This window comes from Paenibacillus flagellatus (assembly GCF_003217775.1).
GTDB classification, from domain to species: domain Bacteria; phylum Bacillota; class Bacilli; order Paenibacillales; family NBRC-103111; genus Paenibacillus_AB; species Paenibacillus_AB flagellatus.
This window is the reverse complement of sequence record NZ_QJVJ01000009.1, coordinates 288,905-313,144: the sequence shown is the minus strand read 5'-3', so window position 1 is coordinate 313,144 and position 24,240 is coordinate 288,905. Positions and strand designations below refer to the sequence as shown.

The 24,240-nt window shown below is 61.9% G+C and carries 19 protein-coding genes; 8 read left to right on the top strand and 11 right to left on the bottom strand.

What is annotated here, in order from left to right; translation table 11 throughout:
• Positions 1–24: 24 nt before the first annotated feature.
• From DLM86_RS20925 to DLM86_RS20910, 4 genes are read right to left on the bottom strand one after another with little or no spacing between them, the layout of a single operon-like run.
• Positions 25–462: a DUF350 domain-containing protein gene (locus DLM86_RS20925; RefSeq protein ID WP_110841998.1), complete on the bottom strand. Its 438-nt coding sequence runs from the start codon at positions 460–462 to the stop codon at positions 25–27.
• Entirely contained in the window at positions 459–1,748 is a 1,290-nt protein-coding gene (locus DLM86_RS20920; RefSeq protein ID WP_245954776.1) for a glutathionylspermidine synthase family protein, read from the bottom strand. The genes DLM86_RS20925 and DLM86_RS20920 overlap by 4 nt, the downstream gene beginning before the upstream one ends.
• A gap of 23 nt (positions 1,749–1,771) precedes the next feature.
• Positions 1,772–2,071, bottom strand: a complete 300-nt coding sequence (locus DLM86_RS20915) for a hypothetical protein (protein ID WP_245954775.1) — start codon at positions 2,069–2,071, stop codon at positions 1,772–1,774.
• Positions 2,072–2,101: 30 nt separating this feature from the next.
• The gene (locus DLM86_RS20910) at positions 2,102–2,551 is read right to left on the bottom strand and encodes a hypothetical protein (RefSeq protein ID WP_110842089.1); all 450 of its coding nucleotides are present in this window, start codon (positions 2,549–2,551) and stop codon (positions 2,102–2,104) included.
• Between the two features lie 125 nt (positions 2,552–2,676).
• On the opposite strand from DLM86_RS20910, the gene DLM86_RS20905 reads away from it, so the two are divergent.
• Genes DLM86_RS20905 through DLM86_RS20895 form a run of 3 tightly spaced genes read left to right on the top strand, consistent with a single transcriptional unit; the run spans position 2,677 to position 7,839 of the window.
• The gene (locus DLM86_RS20905; protein ID WP_110841996.1) at positions 2,677–3,183 is read left to right on the top strand and encodes a GNAT family N-acetyltransferase; all 507 of its coding nucleotides are present in this window, start codon (positions 2,677–2,679) and stop codon (positions 3,181–3,183) included.
• Between the two features lie 40 nt (positions 3,184–3,223).
• Positions 3,224–4,840, top strand: coding sequence for an SWIM zinc finger family protein (locus DLM86_RS20900; RefSeq protein ID WP_110841995.1), 1,617 nt, complete (start codon positions 3,224–3,226; stop codon positions 4,838–4,840).
• Positions 4,837–7,839, top strand: a complete 3,003-nt coding sequence (locus DLM86_RS20895; RefSeq protein WP_110841994.1) for a DEAD/DEAH box helicase — start codon at positions 4,837–4,839, stop codon at positions 7,837–7,839. The genes DLM86_RS20900 and DLM86_RS20895 overlap by 4 nt, the downstream gene beginning before the upstream one ends.
• A gap of 190 nt (positions 7,840–8,029) precedes the next feature.
• Here DLM86_RS20895 and DLM86_RS20890 read toward each other — a convergent pair whose 3' ends face one another.
• Both DLM86_RS20890 and DLM86_RS20885 read right to left on the bottom strand, forming a co-directional pair.
• Complete coding sequence (locus DLM86_RS20890) at positions 8,030–8,665, bottom strand: TetR/AcrR family transcriptional regulator (protein WP_110841993.1); 636 nt, start codon at positions 8,663–8,665, stop codon at positions 8,030–8,032.
• Between the two features lie 30 nt (positions 8,666–8,695).
• Complete coding sequence (locus tag DLM86_RS20885) at positions 8,696–9,439, bottom strand: CPBP family glutamic-type intramembrane protease (RefSeq protein ID WP_158289594.1); 744 nt, start codon at positions 9,437–9,439, stop codon at positions 8,696–8,698.
• Between the two features lie 234 nt (positions 9,440–9,673).
• On the opposite strand from DLM86_RS20885, the gene DLM86_RS20880 reads away from it, so the two are divergent.
• Entirely contained in the window at positions 9,674–12,151 is a 2,478-nt protein-coding gene (locus DLM86_RS20880; protein ID WP_110841991.1) for a beta-propeller domain-containing protein, read from the top strand.
• Between the two features lie 47 nt (positions 12,152–12,198).
• Here the strand turns inward: DLM86_RS20880 and DLM86_RS20875 are convergent, their stop codons facing one another.
• From DLM86_RS20875 to DLM86_RS20860, 4 genes are all read right to left on the bottom strand, one after another.
• Entirely contained in the window at positions 12,199–12,915 is a 717-nt protein-coding gene (locus tag DLM86_RS20875; protein ID WP_110841990.1) for a TerC family protein, read from the bottom strand.
• A 320-nt stretch (positions 12,916–13,235) separates the two neighbouring features.
• Positions 13,236–14,831: an extracellular solute-binding protein gene (locus DLM86_RS20870; RefSeq protein ID WP_245954773.1), complete on the bottom strand. Its 1,596-nt coding sequence runs from the start codon at positions 14,829–14,831 to the stop codon at positions 13,236–13,238.
• A gap of 70 nt (positions 14,832–14,901) precedes the next feature.
• On the bottom strand, positions 14,902–15,777 hold the full coding sequence (locus DLM86_RS20865) for a carbohydrate ABC transporter permease (RefSeq protein WP_245954771.1): 876 nt from the start codon (positions 15,775–15,777) through the stop codon (positions 14,902–14,904).
• Positions 15,778–15,802: 25 nt separating this feature from the next.
• The gene (locus DLM86_RS20860) at positions 15,803–16,759 is read right to left on the bottom strand and encodes an ABC transporter permease (RefSeq protein WP_110841989.1); all 957 of its coding nucleotides are present in this window, start codon (positions 16,757–16,759) and stop codon (positions 15,803–15,805) included.
• Between the two features lie 293 nt (positions 16,760–17,052).
• Between DLM86_RS20860 and DLM86_RS20855 the strand changes: the two genes are divergently transcribed.
• On the top strand, positions 17,053–18,096 hold the full coding sequence (locus tag DLM86_RS20855) for a metallophosphoesterase family protein (RefSeq protein WP_342773102.1): 1,044 nt from the start codon (positions 17,053–17,055) through the stop codon (positions 18,094–18,096).
• Positions 18,097–18,167: 71 nt separating this feature from the next.
• Here DLM86_RS20855 and DLM86_RS20850 read toward each other — a convergent pair whose 3' ends face one another.
• On the bottom strand, positions 18,168–20,486 hold the full coding sequence (locus DLM86_RS20850) for a helix-turn-helix domain-containing protein (RefSeq protein ID WP_110841987.1): 2,319 nt from the start codon (positions 20,484–20,486) through the stop codon (positions 18,168–18,170).
• Positions 20,487–20,801: 315 nt separating this feature from the next.
• On the opposite strand from DLM86_RS20850, the gene DLM86_RS20845 reads away from it, so the two are divergent.
• The 3 genes from DLM86_RS20845 to DLM86_RS20835 are packed head-to-tail and all read left to right on the top strand — an operon-like array spanning position 20,802 to position 24,200.
• Positions 20,802–21,872, top strand: a complete 1,071-nt coding sequence (locus DLM86_RS20845; protein ID WP_110841986.1) for a glycoside hydrolase family protein — start codon at positions 20,802–20,804, stop codon at positions 21,870–21,872.
• Positions 21,873–21,914: 42 nt separating this feature from the next.
• Positions 21,915–22,610, top strand: coding sequence for an N-acetylmannosamine-6-phosphate 2-epimerase (locus DLM86_RS20840; protein WP_110841985.1), 696 nt, complete (start codon positions 21,915–21,917; stop codon positions 22,608–22,610).
• Between the two features lie 12 nt (positions 22,611–22,622).
• On the top strand, positions 22,623–24,200 hold the full coding sequence (locus DLM86_RS20835) for an FAD-dependent oxidoreductase (protein ID WP_110841984.1): 1,578 nt from the start codon (positions 22,623–22,625) through the stop codon (positions 24,198–24,200).
• Positions 24,201–24,240: the final 40 nt, after the last annotated feature.

Sequence of the window (24,240 nt, the reverse complement as noted above, 5' to 3'; positions counted from 1 at the left end):
CGACCCGCGAAGCCGCCCGGCGGCTCAGTAGCTGATCAGCGCGGCCATCAGCAGTCCGGTCGCCACGCTGAGGCGCGAAGCGAAGATGCCGACGCTCACGTTGCCGTTCGGAATTTCCGATACGACCCGAAACGGCGTCACGAGCTCGAACAAGTAAAACACGGCGACTTGAAAAATAATGCCCATAATGCCCCACAACGCCAAATCGAGCAGCGAAACGGAGTGGAACACCGCCGACGCCAGCACGATGGCGAGACCGATAATTTTGCCGCCCAAATCGTGGGCGGCCGCCTTCGCGGCGTTGACTTTCCGCGGATCGTCCGTCGACGCCCCTTCGCGGATCAGCTTGTATTCGTTGTACGGCGTCGTCACCATAAACGCCACGATGCCGAACGCGAGAATCGGCAGCGTTACGCCCAAATAGGCGAGAAAATTCAAAATGTTGCTCACTTGCTCGTTCATGAAACGTCCTCCCCGATTCCGCTAAGTTGGTCCTGCCCCCGTCCTCCCTCGGCGATGCCGACCGGCACGTAATACGCCAAATTGCCGGTAATCCGGCCTCCCGCGCGCGCCACGATCGCCGACGCGCGGCCGCCGATCCAGAACGATCCCCACAGCAGCCGTTGCTCCGTCATACCGCCCGCATGGCGGATCGGCACGAGAGGCAGCTCGACGCGCTTCTGATAAATCATCGGCTGCTCCCAGTACAGCTCCTCCCCGTCCCGCTCCGCCAGGGTGCCGTCGGCCTCGTACAGCGTGACGCCTCCGCCCTCGCGTCCGAGAATCGGCTTCGTCACGTACGGGACGCCTCCGCCGAACCGGTTCTCCATGTACGTCGGCAACATGTAGGCGCCGATCGCTTCCCGTTCCTCTTCCGTATAAAATTCGCCGGCCTCGTACAAGTTCCAGACGAGCGCCTGCATCGCCTTCGTCTGTGCGATAAGGGCCGACGGCGGATTGAGCACGGCGAGCCGGCGGTCCGCCATCAGATCGAGCACGTGCGCGCCGGTCGGATACCCGTCCTCGTCGCGGTCTTCAGCCAGCTTCTCCAGCGCGTGGAGCCGGTACAGCAGATCGATCGGCTCGTGTTCGCCGTCCTCGCGGAGGACGCACAGCCGGTCCTCGAAGACGCGCAGTTCGGAAAGCGCCGCGAACCGTGCGCCGGGCAAGCCGGACTGCCGCATCAAGTACCGCGTCGTGCCCGCGTCCTCCTCGTGCCAATCGAGCGCGCTGAAGACGACCTTGTCGGTCCGGTAGCCGTTATCCCGATAGGCGGCGGCCGCTTCCAAGAACGCATCGCGAAGATGGTCCGCCATCCCTTCGTTCGGATCGCGGAGCCCGTAGGCCGCGCAGATGCGCCCGTTCGCGTGAAACGCCTCGACGATGCCGGTCGGCGTGTCGGCGTTGAATTCGAGCATCTTCAGCCCTTCGCCCGTCATTGCGAAATCGAACCGGCCGATGACCGTCGGCAAGCTCTCGGATACTGCGATCCGCACCGCCCGCCACGTCTCGGCGGGAAGACCGAGCTCCTCGAACAGCGCGTCGTCGGCCTGCCGCGCGATCCCAACCGTACGGCCGATCAGCGCGCCGAGTCGTTCGGTCGCTTCGGCGATTTCGCCCCGGAACGTCTCCGAAATCGGCAAAATCGTCGCCAGGGCGTACTCCTCATCGTACATCCGGTCCCATGTGAACGTGCCTTCCTCCCGAAGCGGCGCATACAGCCGCTCCCTCCACGCTTCGTAATCCACGACTCTCTTCCTTTCCCGGCGGTTTATCCGCCGCTCGACTTGGACGAGCTGCCGATGCCGCCCTTCGAGCCGCTCGACACGCCGGACGACGGCTTATAGGAGCTTCCGGAGCTTGTCGAGCTTTTGTAATACCGCTTCTGCCCGTTCGAATAATAATAGCTGCTGCCGACCGCGCTCCCGTCGTCGTCGCAGTAGCCGTCGTTGTTGTTGTCCCAGCATTCGCCGGCCGACGCGGTCCGGCTTCCGCAGCCGGGAGCCGCCACGAGCGCGGCCGCGACGAACAGGCCGACGAGCTTGCGGGTTTTGCCAGTTTTCGTCTCCAACGTATTCCCTCCCGCGGCTTGCCGCATTCGTTAGTGGGACGGCTGCGCGTAGTAGACGTACACCTTGCGGTCCTCGTCCACCTCCGCGGACGTCTTCGCCCATTCGACGCCGTCCAGCATCAGGTAGTCGCTCTGCAGGTGGAGCAGCGCGTCGTCGTCGTCCTGAAATTGCAGGACGCGGACTACCGGGTAATGCGACGCCCCCTCTTTATATTCCCGAAGCTCGATCCGAATTCCTCCCCAGCGTCCGGGCAGCTCGGTCCCTCCCGCCAGCGCGTCCTCCTCCTCCGCCACTTTGACGTAGATGACGTACGTCCGCGGCTCGATCGCGCACGACGTCTTCTCGTACACGATTCGGTCCTTCACGAGGTAGTCGCAAGCGAAGCGAAGCGATACTTCGTCCTTGTCGATGAAATCGTAGTAGTACAGCAGCGGAAATCCGCGCGATTCGTCCAACAGCCGATATTCGAGTCTGGCCACGTCCAAGCCCTCCTTGTTCCTTATCCAAAACTATCGATATATACGCCGGAACGGGAAAAATGGTTCCCATTTTCCGTAAACTTTTCGGTACAATGGGAATACAAGAGAGGAGAGAGCCCGCAGCGATGAAGCGTTCGATGACGGAATGGGCGTTCGTCCCGATGGAGGAACGCCACGGCAAAGCGATATGCGAATGGCGGTATCCGCCCCCTTACGACGTGTTCGACTGGGCGCCGTGGGAGAAGCTCGCGGAGCGGTCGGAGGAGTTCGCCGACCCGCTCGTCCGCGCAGCCCAGTACGAGGCGGTGCTGGACGGATCGGGCGAGCTGTGCGGATTCGCGCAGTTTTTTCCGCTGGAGGGATGGACCCGTCTCGGGCTCGGCTTGCGGCCGGACTTGTGCGGATCCGGACTCGGCCCATCGTTCGTCCGCGCGATCGTCCGCCGCGCTCGGGAGCGGAATCCGCGGAACGGCATCGACTTGGAAGTGCTGGCGTCCAACACGAGGGCGATACGCGCTTATCTCAAGTCCGGCTTCGCCGTCGCCGACACCTACGTCCGGGGGACGCCGACCGGTCCGAACGAGTTCCACTGTATGGTTTACGGCGGCGATTCGGACGCAACTGTGGTATAATAGCGGGAATGCCATGCCATGACGGAGTTGATGCATACCGATGCTGAGAACGCAAATTTCCCGGGAAGAGCTCGACCGTCTCGGGGATGAGATTCGGCGCCATTTCGAACTGCATACCGTGGAGCGCGGTCTCGAGTACCAGCAAAAAGGGTACGTCTACAACACCGACGTGCTGCCCGAGCGCACCATCGTGTCCAAGGTGCAGGGCGGCGAGGTGTACGACGTCAAGCTGGATCTCAACTTCTTCGGGCTGAGCGAATGCTCCTGTCCGACGGAGGGCTCCTGCTCGCATATGGCGGCGGTATTCTTCTACGCCCTGTCGGCGTTCGGCCGGCCGGACGCGTTCGTCAAAGACTGGAAGCTGCGCCAGGAGGAGCCGCGGATCGTCAAGGCAGGCTCCAAGCTGCACCGGCAAACGGCGCTGCTGCCCTCGTCGCAGCCCGCTACCGTGGCGCTGAAGGAAACCGCCGGCGCGGACGAATGGCTTGGGCATATGGAGCGCGAGTTCGCTTCCTTTTCCGAACGGCATAACAAATTCAAATACGATATCGACGAATATTACAATGCGGCGTTCCAGACGGCCGTCCGCCCCGCGACCTGGTGGGGCAACGACGCGAAGAAGCTGCTGACGGTATACGGACTCGTCTACGCGCTGAAACGGCTGGAGCTCGATTACGATTCGGGAGGTCAAGCGTTGGCCCCCCGCCTGGCGGGCTATCGGGAAACGGCCGAATCGCTCGAACGGAAGCTTGCGGAGGCCGCGGACGAAGTCGACGCCGAAGAAGCCCGGCGCCGTTCGCCGGACCATCTGCTCCGGCTGGGCGCCTTCGCCGCGGACGCGTGGGCCTCGACGAAGGCGTATCCGCTCGTCCAATGGCTGGACGTGTACCGGCTGCTTTGGTCCCGGCTGCTCCGGCACGAGCCATGGATGCGGCAGGAGATCGAGCGGATCGGTCGGCGGCTCGACGGCGCCTCCCCCATGACGGACGGCGAGCGGGACGACCTGCTGAAGGCGGCCGCTCATTTCGACGTGATGGCCGGCAACGACAAGGACGCATGGAGCCGGTTCGGCCGCGCCTCCTCGTTTCACCCGGCCGAGGCGTTATTTTATGTGAACGAGTTTCGCCGCGGCGGCGAATGGGAGCGGCTGTGGCAGTGGCTCGAATGGCTGCTGCCGCAATGCCGCCGAAACGACCGCGAGCTGTTCCAGTCGCTGTGCTCGTTCGCGGCGGAGGCGGCCCGGCAGCTCGGGCGCGAGGAGGAATGGGCGCGCGCGCTTGTCGCGATGCTGCCGGCGAGCTATTACGTGTATACGGAGTTTCTGATCAAGTCGGGACGGTTCCGCGAGTGGGCGGACTACCATCTGGCCGAGCGCGTCGCCGTCTTCGAGCTGTACCCGTCCGACGTTCGCGCCGCCGAGGCGCACGACCCGACGCTGCTGTTCCCGCTCTATCACCAGACGATCGAGCGGTTCATCCTGCAAAAAAACCGTACGGCCTACCGGGAGGCGATCCGTCTGTTGAAAAAGCTGGGCACGCTGTATCAGCAGGCCGGTCTGTCGGACCGCTACGAGCTGTTTTTGCGGAGACTGTCGCAGCAGTACGCCCGGCTTCGCGCCTTCCGGGAAGAACTGACGAAAGGAAAGCTGTACCGATGAAGACGAAGGCGGCTCCGATTACGGTTCATTGCAAATGGATAGCGTCCGGCGCGTTCCTGCTCACGGCCGAGCAGGGCGGCTTCGCGCTCGACGCGTTCTCCCTGAAGTCGCTGCTGTTCGCCTGGCACGAGCCTTCCTTCTACGGCACGTTCATCGAGACGCTCGAGCTCGACCGCCGGGAAGGCGCGCTGCTGCCCGCAACCGAAGCGCTCGCCTACTTCGTCGCGCCGGCGTGGAACGGGCACGCCCCGCTTCGCTGGAGCGACGAGGCGAAGCCGCTGAGGGATATCGCCCGCGTCATGACGGAGGCGCTCGAGGAGGGCCGGATCGTCCCCGACTTCGACAAGTGGAAGGCCGGAAGCTGGGGCTGGAGGCTGCGAGGCGCGGGCACGGTCGCCGTTGACCCGGACTTGGCGTATCCGCCCTACTGGGACGACTGGATGCAGCGCATCATGGAGGAGCGGTACCCGGAGCGGGACATCGTGCTCCGCGGCGCGGAACGCCGGCAGCGGGCCGCCGCGCTCGGCGTCGACGTGCCGGCGGCGCCGGGCGTCGAGGAGCGCCGGGCGGAAGCCGGCGAAGCGGCGGCGGCGCCTGCGCCGGGCTCCGACGCGGACGCGCCGGACCGCGTGGACCGGGACGGACGGCGGGAGGAGCCGGAGGCGGCCGACGTGGGCGCGGCGTGGCCGGAGGAGCTGTGGCACGACGAGGACGATTGGCTCGTCTCGATCGGCTGGCTGCCGGACGAGACGCCGTTCCGTCCCGCGCTGCGGCTGAGCGAGCCCGACACGGGCGAGACGTGGCCGCTTGCCGTCGTGCTGCAGGACCGGGCCGATCCGGAGCGGATCGTCGAATGCGACGCCGCGGGCGTGCCGGGCGACGATTGCCCGGACGATTGGCGCCCGTTCGCGCCCCGCGTCCGCCAGGCGATCGCCAAGTGGGCCGCCGTCATCCCGTGGCTTCGCGCTCCGAGCGAAGACGGGGAGGTTGCGGTGCGCACGGAGATCGACTACGCCGAGGCGTGGGATTTTTTGGCCGAGAAAAGCATTCTGCTCGCCGAGTTCGGCCAGACGGTGCTGCTGCCGGCATGGTGGGAGAAGCTGCGCAAGACGAAGCCGCGGCTGAAGGCGAAAGTCCGCTCCGGCGTCGGTGCGGTGGGCGAGTCGCTGTTCGGGCTGAACGGCATCGTCCAGTTCGACTGGAAGCTCGCGATCGGGGACGCGGAGCTGGCGGAAGCCGAATTCCGCAATCTCGTCGAGAACAACCGGCAGCTCGTCCGCATTCGCGGCCGCTGGGTGCTGCTCGATCCGGACATGCTGCAGCAGGTGCAGCAATGGATCAAGCAGGTGCGCAAGAAAAAAGGCCTTTCGTTCCGCGACGTGCTCGAGATGCACCTTCTCGGCCCGCAGGACGACGAGCCGTACGATCCGGCCGAGCCGGACCGCCATGAGGCGCTGCGGATCGAGGTGGAGCTGAACGACCATCTGCGAAGCTTCGTCCGGCAGCTGAAGCAGGCGCAATCGGTGCCCTCTCTGGCTACGCCGGCCGGCTTCCGCGGGTCGCTGCGCCATTACCAGGTGCTCGGCGCGTCGTGGCTTCTCTTCCTCCGGCGATTCGGCCTCGGCGGCTGTCTGGCGGACGACATGGGTCTCGGAAAAACGATTCAGTGGATCACGTACGCGCTCGCGGTGAAGGAGCGGGACCGTCCGTCGACGCCCTCGCTGCTCATATGCCCGACCTCGGTGCTCGGCAACTGGCAGAAGGAGCTGGAGCGGTTCGCTCCCGAGCTGAACGTAAGGCTTCATTACGGGCCGAACCGGGCGAAGGGCGACGCCTTCGCCGAGTCGGTCCGCGACTGCGACGTCGTGCTCACTTCCTACGCGCTCGCCCATCTCGACGAAGAGGAGCTGACGAGCGTCCGTTGGAGCTCGGTCTGTCTCGACGAGGCGCAAAACATCAAGAACGCGTATACGAAGCAGGCGACGTCGATCCGCAAGCTCGAAGCCGACCACCGGATCGCGATGACCGGCACGCCGATCGAGAACCGGCTGAGCGAGCTGTGGTCGATCTTCGACTTCATCAACCCGGGCTATCTCGGCAACTTGCGGGCGTTCACGCAGCGATACGCAAGCCGTATCGAGAAGACGCAGGACAAGGAGCTGATCGGTCAGGTGCAGAAGCTGGCGCAGCCGTTCCTGCTTCGCCGGGTCAAGAGCGATCCCGCGATCGAGCTCGATTTGCCGGAGAAGCTGGAGTCGAAGACGTATGTCTCGCTGACGGTCGAGCAGGCGACGCTGTACGAGAACGTCATCGCCGATTTGTTCGATCGGCTCGACCGGCTTCCGCCGATGGAGCGCCGCGGCATGATTCTCGCTTCCCTGACGAAGCTGAAGCAAATTTGCAACCATCCGGCCACGTATACGAAGGAGACGGCCGTCTCCGCCGACCGCGCCGCGCGGTCGCAAAAGCTGGAGCGGCTGCTCGATATGGTGAAGGAGCTGCGGGCGGAAGGCGACCGGTGCCTCGTCTTCACCCAATTCGTGGAGATGGGCCAGCTGCTCCAGCGGTCGCTCGCGCGGGAATCGGGCGAAGACGTCCTCTTTTTGCACGGCGGCACGCCGAAGGCGCAGCGCGACCGGATGATCGAGCGGTTCCAGTCCGGAGACGGCAGCGGTATTTTCCTGCTGTCGCTGAAAGCCGGCGGCATCGGCCTCAATTTGACGGCGGCGAATCACGTCTTCCACTACGACCGCTGGTGGAACCCCGCCGTCGAGAACCAGGCGACCGACCGCGCGTTCCGCATCGGCCAGACGAAGCGGGTGCAGGTGCACAAGTTCGTTACGCTCGGCACGCTCGAGGAGAAGATCGACGAGATGATCGAGCGCAAGCAGCTGCTAAGCCGGCAAATCGTCGGCAGCGGCGAGCAGTGGATCACCGAGCTGTCCACGGACCAGCTCAAGGAGCTGTTCGCCCTGCGGCGGCAATGGGTGGAAGTGTGAGAGGGCAGGACGTCCGCAAGTTCCGTGCAGAACGTCACTGTGCCATCATCCGCCGAAGTCAGGCCGATCTTGGCAGTCTCATCCGCGCTGCGTAGGTTCGAAGCGATCCTACATGCAGGCTATAGCAAAGGAGGACCGGTGCGAGCCGGTCCTCCTTTTCGTCGTGCGGAGGAGCCGGATGCCGACGGCTCTACGGCTTCACGCGATCGATGAACGCGCGGATATGCCGCTCGACCCGTTCCTCCAGCTCCCGCGTATCGCGGCCGTCGAATTGCAGCAGCACGTATTCGGTCATGACGGCGAAGAGCGGGTACTGGTATTCGAAGGCGAGCATGCGCGGATCGAGCGGCTTGATCGTCCCGTAGGCGATCATCTTCGCGAAGGCCGCCTCCAGAAAGCCGATCGTTCCTTTGTACACGTCCTCGAGAATGATGTCCCGCGCCCGGCTGTCGCGGTATTGCTCGATGTTCAGGATACGCCAAATGTTGACGAGCAGCGGGTCGCCGACCGTCTGCTTGAAGCTTTCGAAGCCTTGCAGGAGAAACGTTTCCGGCGGAACCGCCTTGACGATCTCGTCGAGCTTCCCGATCGGGGGCAGGGCGTGCTGACGTCTGTCCTCGCGAAACATCGCGTAAATCGTCTCGAGTATTTCGTCCTTCGTCTTGTAATGATTGTACAGTGCGCTTTCCTTGATCCCGACCTGCTTCGTAATTTCCCGTACCGACACGGCGGAAAACCCGTTGCGGGAAAACAGCTCGATCGCCGCCTCGATAATTTTTCGCTTCGTCCCGGCCGATTCTTTCGCCGGAAACCATCGGTCCAGCATCGCTTCCTCTCCTTTCTTCTTTCCCCTAGGTTATCCCAACGAGACGACGAACAGCTGGGCGGCCAGCTGCAAATCCATGACGGCGTGCGCCAGCGCGATCGGGAACAGCCGTTTCGTCCGGTGGAAAATAAAGCCGAGCGCAATCGCGAGCGGCAGAAACGATGTCCATCGCCACAGCATGTACGGGACGTCTCCGACAAGCGGCAGCGCCACGTGCTGGAAGGCGAGCGCCGTGCCGGCCAGGATGACGGCCGGCCACAGCTTCCCCAGACGGGCGTGCAGCCGCGGCATCGCGTAGCCGATGTAGGTCGGCGTCTCGACCAGCCCGTTCGTCACGGGGAACGCGATCAGCGCGATGGCGGCCGCCCAGACGGGCAGCGGCTGGAACATGAGATCGGGCGGCACGAAGGAGCCGAGTATCCAATACGAGAACAGGAACAGCGGGATGCCGCCCAGCGCGAATCCGACGAGCGCCAGCCATAGAAACTGGAGCAAATCTTTGCCGACCCGGTCCTTGCGCAGCTGAAACAAGCCGCCGTACGTCCGCCCTTCCTTGCGCAGCCAATAGCGGAGCATGAAAAACGTCGCCAAGTTGGCGAGAATCGCCTGAAACGGCCACCACTTCTCCGCTTCTTTGAACGGATGGTCGCTGCCCGCCATCGCCAGCACGGCTGCCAGCAGCAGACCGAAGACAACGAACAGCACCGTCCGCAGCAAGAGGGAGAACAGAACGGTTCCCGTATGTACGTCTTTGGCGGGTAAAGATGGATGCATAGGAGAAGTCGCCGTGTTTGTCATAGAAATCCACCTCATTGTCATGATGCGTTTGGTTGTCGAGCTTCGTCCAGTTTAGTGAACGATCGTTAATTTGTCAATAGTGAACGTTCGTTAATATAGCATGCCGATCTCCCCCTTATGCCACTCGCTTCGCCCCGCCTGCAACTTTTTCCCAATTGCGCCCGTTTAAAACGTACAAACGGATACTGGTACGATCGGGAGGATGGTTGAATGAAGAAAATAGGGTTGACCGGTTTGCTCGCGCTCGCGTTGATCGCGTCGTTCGCACCCGGGAAAATGAGCACGCCGCCGGTTCTGGCGGCGGACGGGGAAGAGGGCGAGCCGATCCGGATAACGCTGTTCGGCGAGCCGTTTTCCGGACAACGGCCTCCCGTCCTGGTGGACGGGGTTGCCCTTGTGCCGCTGCGCGATATCGCGGAGGCGCTCGGGGCCGAAGTAAGCTGGGACGACCGCGCCCAGTCGGCGACGCTGCGCAAGGACGACGCCGAAATCCGTCTCGACGTCGGCTCGGACGAAGCGGTGAAGAACGGCCGGACGATCCGTCTGGACGCCGCTCCCCGGCTGATCGACGACGTGACGATGGTGCCGCTTCGCTTCATCGGCGAATCGTTCGACGCGCTCGTCATCTGGAACGGCGAGACGCGTACCGCCGCGATCGATCGCCTCCAAAGCTTGCCCGCGGTCGGCAGCTACGCCAACCTGAAGACGCTGCTCGAACAAGCCGGCGGCATGGCGTACGGAGCGCAAATCGATTTTCTCGCGAAAACGGAAGGCCCGATGCCCGCGACAGCGGACTCGGCTTCGACGGGCGTCCAAGCCGAGCGGACAGAAGCGCCGGCTCCTCCGACCGCATCGAAGGATAAAGCATCCTACTCGCAGACGAATACGCAAGTCGAAGGCGTCGACGAAGCCGATGTCGTCAAGACCGACGGCACCTATTTGTATCAAGTGAACCGGGAGCGAATCGTCATCACCAAGGCCGTCCCTTCCGCGGAGATGAGCGTGGCAAGCGTCATCGGCTTCGAGGACCGGTCGTTCCGGCCGAACGAGCTGTACGTCGACGACAAGCATCTGATCGTTATCGGCCGGACGAACGGGTACGCGAGCGCCGCCGAATCGGGCTCCGCCGCCGTCAGCGGCAGCCCGGCGGTCCGCGCGGAGAAACGGATCGCTCCGATCGTTCCGATGTCCGCTTCGGTGAAAGCGATCGTCTACGACATCGCCGATAAGACGTCGCCGAAGCGGCTGCGCGAGGTCGAGCTCGACGGCGATTACGTCTCCTCGCGCAAGATCGGTTCGGCCGTCTATTTGATCGCGAACCGGTACGCCGGCATCGTCCGTGCGATGCCGTACGGGTCGGACACCGCCGCCGATGGCGACGAGGCGAAAGCCAACGCGCCGTTCTATCGGGATTCGGCCGTATCCGAACGAACGCAGCCGATCGATTACAAGGACATTCGGTATTTCCCGGACTTTACGGACGCCTCCTACATGCTGATCGGAGGCATCGATCTGGATCGCCCCGACCGGCCGATGGACGTCGCCGCCTATCTCGGCTCCGGGCGGAACGTATACGCCTCCGAGCGCAATCTGTACGTCTCGGTGACGAAACACGAGCCGCTCGAGGTCGAACCGCTTCCGGCGGAGAACGGCGGTGTCGCGGCCGACCAGGCGGCGCCCGGCTCCGACGCGCTGGCGAAGAGCAAACGGGTGGCCCCGCCCCGCTTCGAGCAAAAGACCGTCGTCTACAAATTCCGCCTCGATCAAGGCAAGACGACGTTCATCACGCAGGGCGAAGTGCCCGGTACGGTGCTGAACCAATTTTCGATGGATGAGCATAACGGCATCTTCCGCATCGCGACGACGAAGGGCGATATGTGGCGCACCGACGAGAACACGTCCAAAAACAACGTGTACACGCTCGACGAAGCGCTGAAGCCGCTCGGCAAGCTGGAGGGCGTCGCCCCGGGCGAGCGGATTTACTCGGTCCGGTTCATGGGCAACCGCGCCTACATGGTCACATTCAAAAATACGGACCCGCTGTTCGCCCTCGACTTGTCGAACCCGGCCGCCCCGGCTATCCTGGGCGCTTTGAAAATACCGGGCTACAGCGACTATTTGCATCCGTACGACGAAACCCATTTGATCGGCTTCGGCAAAGAAACGGCGGAAATTCCGGTGAAGGGCGACCCGAGCGCTCCCGACCGCACCGTCGCTTATTATCAGGGCATGAAGGTTTCGCTGTTCGACGTCACCGACGTGTCGAAGCCGGTGGAGAAGTTCAAAGAAGTCATCGGCGACCGCGGTACGGAGTCCGAGCTGCTCCATAACCACAAGGCGCTGCTGTTCTCGAAGGATCGCAGCCTGCTCGCATTCCCGGTTACCGTAGCGGAAATTCCGAACAAAACGTCCGGAAGCCCGGACTCGGTCATGAGCCACGGTCAATTCACGTTCCAGGGGGCTTATGTGTACCGGCTCGACTTGACGAACGGCTTCGACCGGAAAGCGGCGATCACGCATATGACCGACGAGGAGCGGCTGAAAGCCGGCAGCGGCTGGTACGACAGCGACCGCAACGTCGAGCGGATCCTCTATATCGGCGACACGCTCTACACGCTGTCCCGCGGCATGATCAAGGCGAACGACCTGCACTCGATGAAAGAAACGGGGAGCCTCCCCCTCCCCTGAATCCCAAAAGGCCCGGGACGCCATGTCCCGGGCCTTTCTCGATTCGCTTATGAAGCCCGCGAAGGCTCACGGCCGCTCTCCGCTTCCGACTCCGCCTTGCGGCGGGCGCGGGCGCGGGTGATCGCATTGCCGGCGAGCATGACGCCGATCACGATCAGCGCGACGATCGTCCATTTCAGGAAGCCGGTGCCGATCCATGCCTTGACGAACTTCTCGTCGACGACCATCTTCGCCGCCGTGAACGCGAGGACCGCCGCGCCGATATACATCGTAACCGGGTACCGCTCCAGCACCTTCAAAATCATCGTGCTTCCCCAAACCATGATCGGTACGCTGATGGCGAGCCCCACGATGACCAGCCAAGTCTCGCCATGAGCCGCTCCCGCTACCGCCAGCACGTTGTCGATGCCCATGACGGCGTCGGCGATGACGATCGTCCGGATGGCCGCCGCGAGCGACGTGCCCGCCTTCACGGCTCCGTGGTCTTTCTCCTCGATCAGCAGCTTCAGCGCGATCCAGATCAGGAACAGTCCGCCCGCGAGCAGCAGTCCCGGAATTTTCAGCAGCCAGACGACGGCGATCGTGGCAATCGCCCGGATGATGACCGCGCCGACCGTTCCCCAAATAACCGCCTTTTTTTGCTGCTCCTTGGGCAGGTTGCGCGCCGCCATCCCGATGACGATCGCGTTGTCCCCGGCCAGCACCAGATCGATGACGACGATGAGGAACAACGCATACAACATGTCCGCAGTGAACCAATCCATTCCCGATCCCTCCTTTTGTGTCAGGCGGGTCGTCCCTTCGCACGCGAAAAAAACGACCCTTACCTCTCCCGGTAAAGGCCGTTTCCACATCGGAACACGAAAAGACCTTTACCTGTTCGGCAAAGGTCTTGCTAACAACGACAGGCGTTGCCAACAAAGCCGAGGACGAAACGTCCCGTAATGACGACTTTGCTGTAGCAGCTACTCCCCTTTGATTAACCTGAAATTATTGTACCCGAACATTCGTCTCCTAGTCAAGCCGCGAAATAAAGCCGCTCCGGACTTGTCACCCGGAGCGGCTTCCCGACGGCGTCGGTACGTTATTTCCATTGCGGACCGCTGTAGCCCGCTTCTTTCAAGGCGTCGTTCACTTCTTTGACGACTTGCGCGCCGCCCTTGTCCATCCATTCCTTCACCATTTTGTCCCAATCGGAGACCGGCTTCTCGCCGAAAATCATCTTCGTTTGCTCGGTGTACAGGAATTTGCTCAAGTCGGTGTCTTTCGTCGCTCTCGTCTCGGAGAAGACGGCGTTCACCGGGTTGACGTAGTGCTTCAAGTTTTTGTGCATCGTCTCGAATTGAGCGGCTACGTCGCGCAGCAGCGGCACCGTGTACTCTTTGGAGTAGCCGTTGGCGTCGTCGCTAGGAGCCCACATGCGAGCGTCCGGCAAATAGTTCATCGGGGCGAGACCTTTTTCCTCCAGCTCGCGGCGAACGGCGCCGTTGTCCATTTTGTAGCCTTGGTTTTCCATACCGTTCAGCCAGTCGAACTCTTTGTTGCTCGGGTTGCGCTGCTCGAGCGGATAAAATTTGCGGCCGTAGTCGATCATTTCCATGATGCGCTTCACTTTGTCCGGATCGTCCTTCAGCTTCGCGTTCAGCATGACGAGACCGTAGTAGCCCGGCGAGGACGTAAAGCCGGTGCTGCCGTCAGGCGCCTTGAACGCCGGAATCGGAGCGAGCTTCGCGTTCGGGTTGATGTCGACCAAGCTTTGCATATACGTCGGGTTCATGCCGCGCGGCGTACCGATGAAGATACCCGCTTTGCCCGCGTAGAACTCTTTCGTGTTGACTTGTCCCCAGTTGAGCAGGGCGAAGTCTTTCGTGATCGCGCCTTCCTTGTACAGATCGGCGAGCCATTGCACGTGCTCTTTGCGCGCGTTCGAGATGAAGCCCGGGATGAGCTGGCCTTGATCGTTTTTATGGTACCACGCGTTAAGATCCCAATAAGTGCCCATCGCGTATTGCGGGTTGATGTTCTCGGCCATCGCCATGCCGTACGTGTCGGCTTTGCCGTTGCCGTCCGGGTCGTTCTTCGTGAACGCGATCGCCACTTGCTTCAGCTCTTCGTACGTCGTCGGCATTTTCAGGCCGAGCTTGTCGAGCCAGTCGGTGCGGATCATCGGCGTCAGGTCGTAGTTTTCGGTCAAATATTTTTGGATGGCGTAAATTTTGCCGCCGACGGTAACCGATTTGCGAACGTTTTCGGGAATGAGCTTGAACGATTCATATTTGTCCATATACTCGTTCAGCGGGAGGAAGGCTCCCTGCTTCGCCCATTTGTAGAAGTTCGCGTCCGGCGCCTCGAGCACGATGATGTCCGGAATATCGCCGGATGCGATGACGGCGCTCAGCTTTTGCGTATAGTCGGAGCGGACGACATATTGCGGCTTGAAGTCCACGTTGAATTTTTCGTTGATCAGCTGGATGCCTTTGCCGTCTGCCGGAGGCAGGGCGCCGTAGCGGTAGTCGATCATCGAGATCGTATGTTTTTTGTTGGACGCCGTCTGTGTGTTGGCGTTGTTGTTGCCGGACGCCGCGGGCTGTTTCGGTTCTTCTTTTGCCGAGCCGCAGGCGACGGCCGTTGCCGACAGCGCGACGATGAGGCCGGCTGCCAAAACTTTTTTCATTGCCATTGGTGAGATCCCCTCTCGATTCGAATGAGACAAGCTTGCTTGACGCTTTGGAATATGTTGCCTCTTCCCGTTACCCTTTCACCGAGCCGAGCATCACCCCCTTGGCGAAATGCTTTTGCAGAAACGGGTAGACGATCAGGATCGGCAGCGTCGCGACGATGATGGCCGCCATCTGGATCGTCTCGGCGGGAGGCGCGTTTTCGAGCAAAATTTGCCCGTTGCCGAGCGACGTCTGCGCCTCGTTGACGACGACGATTTGCCTCAATATGACTTGCACCGGCCACCAGCGCTGGTCGTTGACATACAAAATGGCCGAGAAATAGTTGTTCCAATGGTACACCGCATAGAACAGCCCGAACGCCGCGAGAGACGGCTTGGACAGCGGCAGGATGATGCGCCAGAACGATTGGAAGTCGTTCGATCCGTCGATGTTCGCCGCTTCGTGCAGCTCGCTCGGGATGCTCTGGAAAAACTGGCGCATGACGATCAGGTTGAACGGCGTAATGGCCACCGGCAGGATGAGCGCCCAAGTCGAGTTCATCAGTCCGGTTTCCTTGACGATGAGGTAGGTCGGAATCATGCCGGCGCTGAACATCATCGTGAACAGGACGAGGAACAGGACGGTCCGTTGGCCGAATACCGGCCGGGACAAGACGTAAGCGAACGTCGACGTGAACGCCAGATTGACGAGCGTACCGACGAGCGTAATGTACGCGGTTACCCACAGCGACCGCAGAAACGAATCCGACGCGAAGATGAACTTGTAGGCGTCGAGCACCCATTCTTTCGGGATGAGCATGAATTCGCTCTGCATGTATTCGGTAAAGGACGAGAACGATACCGCAATAACGTACAAGAACGGGAACAGCATGAGAAGCGCGATGGCCGCGAGCAGCGTGTAGTTGAACACATCGAGCAGGCGGCTCGATAACGTCGTGTCTTTCAAAGAAGCAGCCTCCTATCCGAAAGCGTCAATATACGCCTTCCTCTCCGAATTTTTTGGCGAGCTGGTTCGCCGCCATGACGAGTACGAGTCCGACCACGCCCTTGAACATGCCGACCGCGGTTGCGAAGCTGTAGTCCGACTGCTCGATCCCTTTGAAGAAGACGAAGGTGTCGAGCACGTTCTGGTTTTCTTCGTTCAACGGGTTGAGCATCAGGAACACCTGCTCGAAGCCGCTGTCCAGCACCGTGCCGAGACGCAAAATGAGCATGATGACGATCGTGGAGCGGATCGCGGGCAGCGTAATGTGCCAAATTTGGCGGAACCGTCCCGCGCCGTCCATGACGGCCGCCTCGTACAGGTTCGGATTGACGCCGGCCAGCGCGGCCAGGAAGATGATCGTTCCCCAACCCGCTTCTTTCCAGATGACCTGCGTGACGACCATAGGCTTGAAAAACGCCGGATCGGTCATGAACGGAACCGGGTCCATCCCGAACGCTTCTTTCAGAAAGACGTTCACGAGCCCCTCGCCGCGGAAGAAAATGATCCAAATGCCCACGACGACGACCCACGACAAGAAGTGGGGCAAATAGATGATCGACTGCACGACCCGCTTGTACACCTGGTTGCGAACCTCGTTCAGCATGAGCGCGAACAGGATCGGCATCGGGAAGGCGAACGCGATTTGCAAAAACGACAAGTACAACGTATTGATCAGGACCCGGGTCACTTCGGTGTCTTCGAAAATGCGCCGGAAGTGCTGAAGGCCGACCCACTCGCTCCCGAATACGCCCTGGAACGGGTTGAATTCGACAAAGGCCAAGTACAAGCCGAACATCGGAGCGTATTTATAGACGAGGAAGTAAGCCAACCCCGGAAACCCGAGCAACAGCAAGTATCGGTCTTTCCACAATCGGGACCGCAGCCGTTTCCAGGCCGAGACGTTCGACCCGATCGGCGGCGATGCCACTGACTCCGTTTTCATTTGTTTCGTTCGTCCCCCTTTTTCGTCGGTCTGGATGTCTATGTCCGTAGCATACCCGCGCCGCGCTTTTATGTGCAATTATCAGTTGCCGGAACGCAAAAGATAAACGGAACGCACGAAAAGATAAAACCGTCGAATGCCGGAAAGCGGCGGAACGGCGCGGGTTTCGTCGCGTTCCCGCCCGGCCCGCGCTTTTCACGCCTTCGCGAATGCGGATATAATAAAAGACAAAGAGAAGGACCGGAAATCGGTCCGTTACGGCGGGTGGTGACGGTATGGGGAGACGGGCGTTTTTGCGTTGGCTGGCAGGGGTTGCCGCAGCGGCGGGTGCCGCATGGCTAGGTCTTTGGAAATGGGAAAATCGGCAAGGGGGCCGCGTCGCTCAGGACGCCGGCATCGCTTTGCACCCTCCGACGGACGTGTCGGCGAACGACGGGGCGCTGCTCTCCTTCTTCATCCTGAGCGACCTGCACGTCAACGCGGGGTTCCGCACGCCCGGCGACCGTCTGCGCAAGGCGCTGGCCGACATCGAGACGTTCGGCTCCAAGGCCGAGGCGATCGTCGTGACCGGCGACGCGACGGAGTCGGCCACGGAGAAAGATTATGCGGAGCTTCGCTCCATCCTGGACGACTTCAAGCGGCTGCCGCCGATTTATGCGAATATGGGCAATCACGAATATTACAGCATCTGGATCAACGAAAACGGCGGCTGGAGCAAGGAAACGGCGCCGAACGGCAAGTCGGACGCCATGTCGCGGGAAGCGTTCCTGTCGTTTTTCGGCTTGAAGAAGCCGTACCACGACGTCTGGCTGAAGGGACACCATATCGTGCTGCTGTCGCAGGAGACATACGTGCAGGAAAAACCGGAGGTCAGCGAAGGCGCCTGGTATTCCGACGAGCAGATGGACTGGTTCCGGCGCGCCATGGCGGAGCCTGCCGGCGGCAAGCCCGTCTTCGTCATGATCCACCAGCCTTTGCCGCCCGCCGGGCGCGACGGGGGCGCCCACCAACTGATACGTGCGATCGAATTCCGCGATATTTTGAAGCCGTATCCGAACGTGTTCGTCTTTTGGGGCCACAACCATCTCGCCTTCGACTCGGGCACGCATTACGTTCGGGAGACGTTTCACGGCTTCAACAACTCGTCGGTCGGCAAGGCGCGCAGCCGGCAGCCCCAATCGTCCGCGCCGCAGGCGGCGAATGCGGACATCGCCCAAGGCTTGTTTGTCGAAGTGTACGCCGACAAGGTGCGTGTACGCGGGCGCGAGTTCGCCGACCGGACGTGGGTCGCGGGCGCCGACTGGACGATTCCGCTGGAGGCGGGAAACGGCGAATGACCGGGAGCCTCCACCCCCGGTTCTTCATCCTGCTATCCTTCGCATTATCGCTCAGGTCGTCCGCCGTGCTTTTAAGACGTCTCGTCCTCTTCTGCCGCTCCCGCCTCGTAGTCGGCGTCCCGAAACTGCTTCCGGTACTGCCCCGGAGGGATTTGGACCGTCTGCTTGAAAATGCGCGTAAAGTTTTGCACCGACGTGTAACACAGCTTCTCCGAAATGTCCTTGATCGGCATGTCGGTATGAACGAGGAACTCCTTCGCCTTCTCCATCCGGTAATGGATCAAATAATCCCCGAAATGCGTATCCGTCTCTTCCTTGAACGACCGGCTCAATTGGGAAGGCGACATCCCGAAGCGCTCGGCTACCTGCTGCAGCGACAGGTCGGTATCGTAATGGTCGTGGATGTACGCGAGCACCTGCTGGATTTGCGCCTTCTGCTTCGACATCCGCAGCCCGCCCATATGGCGCGCCACCGCCGGGAATATCGCTCCCGTCAGCCATTCCTTGACCTCGTCCAGGCTCGTCTTCGCATACAGCTCCTTATACGGGTCGTCCGGGAAAAACGTCTTCGGGTCGAGTCCGATTTCCTGCATGAGCACGTCCAGCTCCCCGATCAAATAAGCGAACAGGCCGAGCACCGTCTCGGAATTTTGCACATACAGCGGCACGAGCCTCATCATCTCGTCGAGCTGGGCGGCGGCCCCTTCCAAGTCGCCTTGCGCGATGCTCGAAACGATCCGCTTCTGCCATTTCACGATCGTCGTGCGCGACTGCTGAACGGACGGCTTCAGGTCGCGGTTCGTGATCAGCTGGCTGTGCCCGAGCAGCAGCCGGTAGCTGAGCAGCTCGAGCGCCTGCTGGTACGCGTCGCTGATGCCGCGGTAATCCTTCACCGGGTCGCTGAGCGTGACGGTAACGGTGAACTGGAAGTATTGGCGCACTTTGCCGTTGATTTGAGCCACCATCTCGGTCACCTTCCGCTCGATGCCGTCGCTCACGCGGTCCAGTCCGATAATGATGGCGACTTGACCCGGCAGCGGGGCCGCGGTAATGCACGACGCCTGCGGAAGCTCCTCGCACAGCTCCTCGCACATTTTGCGAAGCGCGTACAGCATGAGAGAACGGTCCTTCTCCCGGTACGTCTGCCGGAAGCGGCCGAATTCGTCGACGTCGACGAGACAGACGCAAAACCAGTTGCCCTTCAGCGGGAAACCGTACTGCTCGGTTTTCTCGCGAATTTCCCGATCGTCCATCTCGCCGCGGAGCAGCTGCTGGAACACCGTTTCCTTCAAGTAGGGAAGCTGCTCGTTCAGCTTGTGCTGCAGCCGGTCGTTCGTCATGACGACGTGATGGATGAACGAATCGAGCGCCTCCAAGCCGTCGCGCGGCGATTTGCCGCCGCGGCCGTCGCCGGAAAATTTCGCCGACAGCCGCTGGATCGGATTGTACAGCGACCGGGCGCCGACAAGCGCGATCAGCATCCAGAGCGCGACGAGCGCCGCGACGATAACCCACGTCAGCGTCTGGATACGCTGCGATTTGCCGGTCAGCAGCGTGCTCTCCGTCAAGGCGAGATACGTCCAGTTGTTGAACATGGAGCGCTCCATCGACACTTGGTACGAGACGCCGTCCAGCTCGACCTCGGCCGTCGCTTGCTGGGGGTCGTTCCAATAGCGGTACAGCTCGGACGAATAAATCCGGGTGCCGATCTCGGCCGGATTATGGCTCGCGACCACCGTTCCGTTCTCGTCGAGCACGAGCAGCTTCCGCCGCTCCCCGAGCTGGACGCCCTGGACGAACGACGTCAGCTTCGACGATTGGACGTGCAGCATGATGTAGCCGTTGGCGCGGTCGGCGTAAAAGAGCGGCACCGGCCGGATGACGAGCAGCTCGTTCTGGTACGGGTACGTCTTCGGCGAGATGACGACGGGCCCGCTCGCGCTGTCGCTCAGCTGCCTCGCGATATCGGCGTAGGCGAAATCGCTGAAGTCGATCAGCCCGCTCCGGCTCGAATACACTTTCAGATACCGATTATAAATGACGGAGACGTCGTACTGGATTTCCGAGAAATTGCGCTGCTTCTGCAGCAGCTCCATCATGTCCATCGTCAGGTCGTACGTCTGGATCGACGGGCCCGCTTCGACCGATTTCTCGATGACCGTGCTGTTGGCCAGCTCGATCGACGCTTTCTCCAGCGTTTGCAAAAAGCGATCGACCTGGAACTGGATTTGCCGCAAAATAATTTGATGGTTGTGATCCACTTCCTCCTGCACCATCCGGGAAGCGATCGTCGAAGAAACGGTGCCGAGGACGAGAACCGGCACGATGTACAGCAGGAGCGAATATACGTACAGTTTTCGTTTGAACGTCGTCCGCTTGAACAGCCGCATCGGCCGATCCCCCTTTTCGCGTTCGTACCGGTTGTTTCCACCGTCTGTTTCTCTGTATCGTGATACGGAATCGCTTGCAAAAAAAGAAGCAGTCTCCCGATCCGTTGCCGTGGCAGAACTGCGTCGTATAGTGTCGAAAATTATAATATAGGGCGGAAGGCCGTGTCAATGGCAGAGAACGGAACGCACCGCGCCGGAACTTAATGAATATTTTCTTCATACTAGAGAACTTAAAGGGAACTTTTCTCCATAATTATGATATAATCATTGTAGTTCCTTTTGCATCCCATTTCAAGACGGAAGGTGATCTCTCCGATGGAGCGAGTCGCATCGATTGCCGCGACATTGAAAACATATTTGGACAGCTTGCTCCGGCGCGACGAGTCCGGCCGGCTGTACGTGCTCGACGACGAGCTCGGCGACCGCGCCAGCTGCTGCACGACCGCCGAAGCCGCGTGCCTGTACGTGCTGGGCGGGGAAGCGGCCGATCTGGAGAAGGCGGCCGAGCTGATCGACGATGTGCTGAACCGCCAGCTGCCGTCCGGCGCCTTCGGCCAGCCGTATTACGTCAAGAAAGGCGAATCCGGCACCATTGATATCGCCGAGATCGGAGCCGCGGCCAACAGCCTGTATCACGTCTATCGGGCTACGGGCAACGAAGCCGCCAAGACGAGCCTCGTCCGGTCCGCCGACTACTTGCTCACGCAGGTGGCGGAGGAGCAGCCCGGCGCGATCTATAAAAATCCGAACGCCCGCATGCACGACGTGCTGAACGGCGACATTTACGCCGCGCACACGCTCGGCCGGGCTTACGAGCTGACGGGCAGCCCCGTCTATCTCGAGCAAATCGAACGGACCGTCGCCCACGTCGCCGACCGGTTCGGCAAACACTCTCCCGGCTGGTGGCCGTATACGGAGCAGTGGGACGGCTCGGTCGGCATGGGCAACAGCGTCGCCTACCAAGCGACGATCATCGCGTTCGCGCACCCGCTGCTGCCGCTGCTGCCCGAGCCGCTTCGTTCGAGATGGCTGCGCATCGAGGAGGAGGCGTCCGCCATTATTCTCCAAGCGCTGCAGGACGGGCCTAACGACGACAACGAAGCGCCGTGGTGGTGCCGCGATTGGCCGAACGTGGCGGAGATCTCCCTGGCGTTCTCGCGCGTGCCGCATATGCCGGAGGCGAACGCTTACGTGGAGCGGCGTCTGACGGAAATCGAAGAAGGGCTCGACCGCGAAGGCATCGCCTACTTCCGACCCAAAGTAAAATCCGACGATCCCGAACGTTCCCCGGTGACGACGACGTTCCGGAAGGCGGCCACGTTCGCCGGCATTTTGTGCGGCATCGGGCTTGATCCGCTCGCGGATTCGGCAGCCGCTAACCGGTAAGCGCAATCGTCCCATACGATAAATTGAAGGAGTGTACTCACCATGAAACCGATATTTTCACGCAGAGGGCTGATCGTCTCGTGTCAGGCGCTTCCCGGCGAACCGTTATACTGGCAAGGAACGATGGCCCGCATGGCGCAGGCGGCGGAGCTCGGGGGCGCGATCGGCATCCGGGCGAACGGGCCGGACGACATTCGCGACATCAAGGCGGTCGTGAAGCTGCCGGTCATCGGGCTGCTGAAGCGCGATATTCCGGGCTCGGACATCTACATCACGCCGGAGCTCGTCGACGTGCAGGCGATCATCGAAGCCGGCGCCGACGTCGTCGCCATGGATATGACGAACCGCGAAGACCGCGCCGAGAAAGTCGTGCCGCTCATTCGCCATTGCCATGAGGCGGGCGTCGCGGTCATGGCCGACATCTCCACCTTCGAGGAAGGCGTGCTTGCGGAATCGCTCGGCGCCGATCTGATCTCGACGACGATGTCGGGCTACACGCCTTACAGCCCGAAGCAGGAGGGCCCGGACCTGGAGCTCGTCCGCCAGCTCGCCCGCAAGCTGACGAAGCCGCTCGTGGCCGAAGGCCGCATCTGGAGCCCGGCGGAAGCCGAGGAGGCGATGGAGGCCGGCGCGGAGTACGTCGTCGTCGGAGGAGCCATCACGCGGCCCCAGTTCATTACCCAAAAATATGCGGAACGGCTCGGCCGGTATTTGGACCGGACGGCCTCCTCGCGATAGGACGTGGATTCGATGCGACAACCGATAAGCGCCGACGTTCTGATCGTAGGCGGCGGTCTCGGCGGCTGCGCGGCCGCCATGGCCGCGGCCAAAGCCGGCAAACGCGTCATTTTGACGGAAGAAACCGACTGGATCGGCGGCCAAGTGACGAGCCAAGCCGTGCCGCCCGACGAGCACCGGTGGATCGAGCAATTCGGCTGCACCCGCACGTACCGGACGTTCCGCGACAACGTGCGGGCGTACTATAAGCGCAACTTCCCGCTTACGCCGGAAGCCGCCGCGAACCCCCGGCTCGACCCGGGCAACGGCATCGTCAGCCGGCTGTGCGTCGAGCCTCGCGCCGCGCTGGCCGTGCTGCACGACATGATGGCTCCGTACGTGCAGAGCGGACGGATCGAGCTGCTGGTGAACGCGAAGCCGGTCGCGGCGACGAGCGACGGCAACCGGGTGGAGAGCGTCACCGTCCGCCTCTCCCCGACCGGGGAGGAGCTGACGCTCCGCGCGCCATACGTGCTGGACGCGACGGAATGCGGCGACGTCCTCCCGCTTGCCGGCGTCGAATACGTCACCGGGGCGGAGTCCAAAAGCGAGACGGGCGAGCCGAACGCGCTCGACGGCGACGCCGAGCCGCAGGACATGCAGGCGTTCACGTACGTCTTCGCGCTGGACTACCGCGAAGGCGAGGATCATACGATCGCCAAGCCGCGCGATTACGACGAGTGGAAGACGTATAAGGCGCCGTTCATGAAGGACGTCATGCTCAGCTGGGCGACGTCGAACTTGAGCCCTTTCCAATCGTTCAGCCTGTTCCGCGATCCGACGCCGGGCGTCTTCTCGCTGTGGGAGTACCGGCGTGTCATCGACAAGGCGAACTTCATCCCCGGTACGTTCGACAGCGACATTACGCTGGTCAACTGGCCGCAAAACGACTATTGGCTCGGCAGCATCATCGACGTCGCCGAGGAGGAGCGCGACCGCCAGCTGGAGCGCGCGAAGCAGCTCAGCCTGAGCTTGCTCTACTGGCTCCAGACGGAGGCGCCCCGCCCCGACGGCGGCTTCGGCTATCCCGGCCTGCGGCTGCGCAAGGACGTCGTCGGCACCGCCGACGGCTTGGCGAAGGCGCCGTACATCCGCGAATCGCGCCGCATCCGCGCCGAGTTCACGGTGCTGGAGCAGCATATCAGCCCGGACGTCCGCGGCCCCGGCCGGCAGGCGGAGAAGTTCGCCGACTCGGTCGGCATCGGCTGCTACCGGATCGACCTGCATCCGACGACCGGCGGTCGCGAAGGCTTCTACATCCCGAGCCTGCCGTTCCAAATTCCGCTTGGCAGCCTCATTCCGGTTCGGGTCGACAACCTGCTGCCGGCGTGCAAAAATATCGGCGTCACCCATTTGACGAACGGCTGCTACCGGCTTCATCCGGTCGAGTGGAACGTCGGCGAAGCGGCCGGCCATCTCGCCGCCTATTGCCTCGATCGCGGGCTGACGCCTCGCGAGGTACGCAATACGGAGTCGCATCTGCGCGATTTCCAAGCGCATCTCGTGCGCGAGGGCATCGAGCTGGATTGGCCGGTCATCAGTGCGGTGTAAGCCGCGAGGGACAGCCGATTGACGGCGGCTCTGCGCTTGT